The organism is Mycobacteriales bacterium (genome assembly GCA_035690485.1).
Taxonomy (GTDB): Bacteria; Actinomycetota; Actinomycetes; order JAFAQI01; family DASSKL01; genus DASSKL01.
Map to the genome: position 1 here is coordinate 1 of DASSKL010000045.1, position 4,358 is coordinate 4,358.

At 68.3% G+C, this 4,358-nt stretch carries 6 protein-coding genes; 3 read left to right on the top strand and 3 right to left on the bottom strand.

Features of this window, described 5'->3' with window-relative positions:
* The first annotated feature begins 362 nt into the window (after positions 1–362).
* From VFJ21_05905 to VFJ21_05915, 3 genes are all read left to right on the top strand, one after another.
* Positions 363–593 carry a DUF4177 domain-containing protein gene (locus VFJ21_05905; GenBank protein ID HET7406657.1) on the top strand — a complete coding sequence of 77 codons (231 nt, stop codon included), beginning with the start codon at positions 363–365 and terminating at the stop codon, positions 591–593.
* Between the two features lie 643 nt (positions 594–1,236).
* Positions 1,237–2,283 (top strand): IS110 family transposase, encoded by a 1,047-nt coding sequence (locus VFJ21_05910; GenBank protein HET7406658.1) that lies wholly within the window; start codon positions 1,237–1,239, stop codon positions 2,281–2,283.
* 101 nt (positions 2,284–2,384) lie between these two features.
* Positions 2,385–2,690 (top strand): hypothetical protein, encoded by a 306-nt coding sequence (locus VFJ21_05915; GenBank protein HET7406659.1) that lies wholly within the window; start codon positions 2,385–2,387, stop codon positions 2,688–2,690.
* 696 nt (positions 2,691–3,386) lie between these two features.
* Here VFJ21_05915 and VFJ21_05920 read toward each other — a convergent pair.
* The 3 genes from VFJ21_05920 to VFJ21_05930 form a co-directional block, all read right to left on the bottom strand.
* On the bottom strand, positions 3,387–3,770 hold the full coding sequence (locus tag VFJ21_05920) for a type II toxin-antitoxin system death-on-curing family toxin (protein HET7406660.1): 384 nt from the start codon (positions 3,768–3,770) through the stop codon (positions 3,387–3,389).
* Entirely contained in the window at positions 3,767–3,964 is a 198-nt protein-coding gene (locus VFJ21_05925; protein HET7406661.1) for a ribbon-helix-helix protein, CopG family, read from the bottom strand. The genes VFJ21_05920 and VFJ21_05925 overlap by 4 nt, the downstream gene beginning before the upstream one ends.
* Before the next feature lie 141 nt (positions 3,965–4,105).
* Positions 4,106–4,358: Txe/YoeB family addiction module toxin (locus VFJ21_05930; protein ID HET7406662.1), on the bottom strand; the 253-nt coding region annotated here is incomplete at its 5' end.

Genomic DNA, 4,358 nt, shown 5'->3' on the forward strand with positions numbered 1-4,358 from the left:
CATGTACGGCGCACCGGTAAGCCACGTGGGGCTCACGATCTGATCATCGCCGCAACCGCCGCGGCCCGCGACAGGATCGTCGTTTCGAGCGACACCACGGCCTTCGCTGATCTCCCCGGCGTCCCAGTGCGCAGCTGACGGTGACGATGCGCCGTGCCGCGGCGGCACGGGGGCCAGAGTTCCCGCCACGCACGGTAAGAACACCAATACGTGCATGCGCGCCCATGGACGCGTGCACGGGTGCCGGCGTTCTGCAACGCCGGCTGCCTTCCGATCTCAGACACCCTCTACACCGTCTTGGCGGTGAGATCGTTCCCGGTGGCAAGCAGACTGCCTTGAGACGATGACCGTGGGAGGCGACCGTGACCACAACGCCGGGAGGCGCGCAGAGATACGAGTACAGGTTCGTCCGCCTCGGCGACTATCGCGGATCGGGCGTGTTCGGCGTGTCGGACAAGGCGAAGAAGACGTACGAAGACACCGTGCATGAGCACGCGCGCGATGGCTGGCGGCTGGTACAGATCTTCGCCCCCGGGGTCGCCGCACTCGGCAGCGTGAAGTACTACGAGCTGATCTTCGAGCGCGAAGTGTAGGTGCCGTTAGCGCTCGCTCTGTCCAATCGGACGCTCGGGCCACGCCGCCGCCTGCCGATCGAACAACGCCGAGCCCAGGTCCTCGACGCGGCCCTCGTCCTCATCAGCGACCACGGCTACCCCGCGCTCAGCGTCGAAGCCATCGCTCGGCAGGCACGCGGGTCGAAAACGGTCGTCTACAACGCTTACGGCGGCCTGGAGCCGCTGCTACATGCGCTGCTCGACCGCGAAGAAACGGCTGCGCTGACATCGCTCGCGCACGCCGCACCAGACAGTTGCATTGACAGACTGCGGGCGCCCGGCGCTCCGACGGTGCCGGGCTCAGTGCGGTGGCTTCCGCGGCCCGGGTCTGACTCTCACAGTTGCTGACGCCGTGTCGGTGGTCCGGAAAATGACCCGTCGACCCGGCCGCGGGGCCACCGCCGGCACGACCGGTCGGGCGGAGTGACCTCAGAGGAGCTTGCGCACACAGGCCCGCTCAATGTCCTGTCCGCCGTCCCGGCCATGCGTGCCATCCCCAACCCCGGTATGAGGAAAGGACGGCTCGGCCACGATGGCACGCCCCCGCACTCGCAACAACCGTACGTACGCACAGCGCCCGGCACCACGTCCCGCGAACCTCGACCGCGGTGTCGTCGGCGGAGTGGATACGCACAAGGACGTGCACGTCGCCGCCGTCTGCGACCCGCTTGGCCGGGTGCTGGCCACCGCCGAGTTCGTCGCGGACGAGACCGGCTACGTCGCGCTGTGGGACTGGCTGCGCGCCTTCGGCGACGTCGCCGCTGTCGGCATCGAGGGCTGCAGCGCCTGGGGCGCCGGGCTCGCCCGGTTCCTGATCGCCGCCGGCGTGCGGGTCATCGAGGTCGATCGGCCGAACCGGCAGGTCCGCCGCCGACGTGGCAAGTCCGACACGATCGACGCCGAGGAAGCCGCCCGCGCCGTGATCTCCGGGCGCGCCACCACTGTTCCCAAGGCGCAGACCGGTGCGGTCGAAGCGATCCGCCAGCTGCGCATCGCTCGCCGCGGCGCGATCCGCTCGAGGACACGAGCCCTCAACCAGCTCGCCGCGCTCATCGACACCGCACCCGACGCGCTGCGCCGCGAGCTGCGGGACCTCTCGCCCACCCAGCGGGTCCGCGCGGCCGCCCGGCTGCGACCCGGCCCGCTGCACTCGCTCACCGCCGCCACCAAGATCGCACTGGTCAGCTTCGCGAAGCGCGTCGAGTACCTCGCCGACGAGATCGCCGCCCTCGACGAACACCTCACCGCCCTGATCACCGACACCGCGCCCGACCTGCTCGCCAAGCGCGGTGTCGGTGTCGACACCGCCGGCGCGCTGCTCGTCGCCGCCGGCGACAACCCCGACCGGCTCCGCCACGAGCGATCCTTCGCGGCCCTCTGCGGCGCCTCACCCGTCCAAGCCTCGTCCGGCAAGCGCCATCGACACCGGCTCAACCGCGGCGGCGACCGCGAAGCCAACAGCGCGCTGTGGCGGATCGTCATCGTCCGCATGACCTGCGACCAACGCACCCGGGACTACGTCACCAGGCGCACCGCCGAAGGGCTCAGCAAACCCGAGATCATCCGCTGCCTCAAGCGCTACATCGCCCGCGAAGTTTTCAACGCCCTCCCCAAGACCCTCGTCGAACTGCAAGAACCCGCCCCCACCCCGCTCGCCGAGGTCGCTTGACACAAGAGGAGCGTCAACCTGGACGACCCCGCCGTTGCGTTGACCGACTGGCTGCGGACGCTGCTCGGCGCTGTCAGCGACAACCCCCTACCTGGCGGCTGATGCTGCTCCCGGCCGACGGCACGCCACCAATGGTGCGTCAACGGATCCAACGCGGACGAGACATCGCCCTCATCCAGGCCCGGCGGCTCACAGCCGCGCTGCTCGCCAACGACCCCGACGCAGATGTCGATCTCGCTGCCCGGGCGATCCTCGCGATCGGCGAAGAAAACGCCCGCCTCATGCTCAACCACCCAGACAAGTACCAGCCCGATCGACTCGTGGACTTCGCCGCCACGCTAGCCGCCAAGCTGCACGCCCCACTCTCCGCCGCACCACACCGGCACCGCCGCAACGGAGCCGCATGAGACGCGTCGAGTAGGCCGAGAGCGAAGCGACCATAACCGCCACCACCTGGCGACATCGCCGGACTTGGCAAACCGCTTGAGAACGCCGGATGGCGTGCGAAAGCTGTCCTGGGATGCCCGAAAGTTGGGCGCTGTTGTGGTCGGCTGTCTTGCTCGGACTCAGCCTGAGCTCCCACGGCACCGAACCGCTGAGTACTTCTCCCGGATGGCTACTGATCGGTGCGGCCCGCGAGGACTTCGGCGAGGATTGACGTTCCCTTTCGAAGTTCTGCAGCGCGCTCAACCTCGCCTGCGCGCTCGTACCCGACCGCAGCCTCTAAGCGCTCGTCGACCTCGTGCCGCACCAGGACGCTCAACTCGTCGCCGTCAGCTCTAACCGAGCGACTTCGCGAGCGCCTATCCCTCGCGGACTTCGCTCGAGGGGGACGCCGGCGAGATCGGACGGGTCGAGCGCAGGAGCTTCCGCGTTGTCGATTGCGGCGATGGTGGTCCGCAGGACGCATCGCGATCGCATCGCGATCCCTCATGGCGACGCTCTATCGCCGGCGCAATAGAAGACGAATGCTGGCGTCCTCATGTGTTTCCACAACACCGGGACGGTAGCGCGGGTTGCCTTCGGCGAGTTGTCCGCTGGTGCCCGGGCATGGCGGGCCGCTACCGGCCGGCGGTCGGACGACGGGGAGGTCGACCGCCTCCTCACGGCAGTGACCGCTCGGTGCCGGACTCCAGATGCTGTGCGATGAGCGGTACGTCGTCGAGCGCCCCGGAAGCGATCGACATGACAAAGTCATACGCCTCGTCGTTGGTCATGGTGAGCCGCCAGCCGTTCAGCCCGTAGAAGGCGATAAAGGCGGCCAGCCCGAGTCGCTTGTTGCCGTCGACGAGCGCATGGTTGCGGACCACGGAGTGCAGCAAGGCGGCTGCCTTCTCGTGGACGGTGACGTAAGCGTCGGTACCGAACGCTGATGCCTGCGGGCGGGCCGCGGCTGCCTCCAGCAGGCCGGCGTCACGCAGTTCGACCGGTGCTCCCGTCGCCCGCTCAGCGATGTACAGCAGATCCTCGACGTCGAGGTAGATCACTGTCCGAGTCGCTCGAGCGCCTCGGCGTACCGGGGCAGCTCACGATCAAGGACAGCGTCCAGCAACTCTCGCTCGCTGGTCCGCTCGATGTAGTCCCGAACCGCCTGGCGTGCGACCTCCTGCATGGACCGCCCCTCGCGCTCCGCGCGCTTGCGCAGCGCTTCGCTTTCCTTTTCGTCGAGCCGGAGCGTCATAGCCACGGCTCGATGATACCAGAACTGATACCGCGCGCTAGCGCCGGCCATGCTCGTGACTTGTCCGCCGGTGCCCGGACATAGCGTGCTACTAGCGATCACGGTCCGAGGGCGGGAACTCGATCGCCTCCTCACGGCACCTCAGTAGTGGTAGCGGGCCTGCAGGATCACGACGTCGTCGCCGTCGACTAGGTACACGAGCCGGTGTTCTTCGGTGATTCGGCGCGACCATGCGCCGGACAGCACGTGCCGGAGTTGCTCGGGCTTGCCGATGCCGGTGAAGGGATCTCGCAGGACATCCTCGACCAGCCGGTTGACCCGCTTCAGCGTCGCCCGGTCGGTCTGGACCCAGTGCTGGTAGTCCTCCCAGCCGTGCGGCGTGAAGACGAGCCTC

Bases quoted from the DNA above. Each gene is read 5' to 3' on its own strand.
- VFJ21_05915 (HET7406659.1), top strand. From the start codon at position 2,385: ATGCTGCTCCCGGCCGACGGCACGCCACCAATGGTGCGTCAACGGATC.
- VFJ21_05925 (HET7406661.1), bottom strand. From the start codon at position 3,964: ATGACGCTCCGGCTCGACGAAAAGGAAAGCGAAGCGCTGCGCAAGCGC.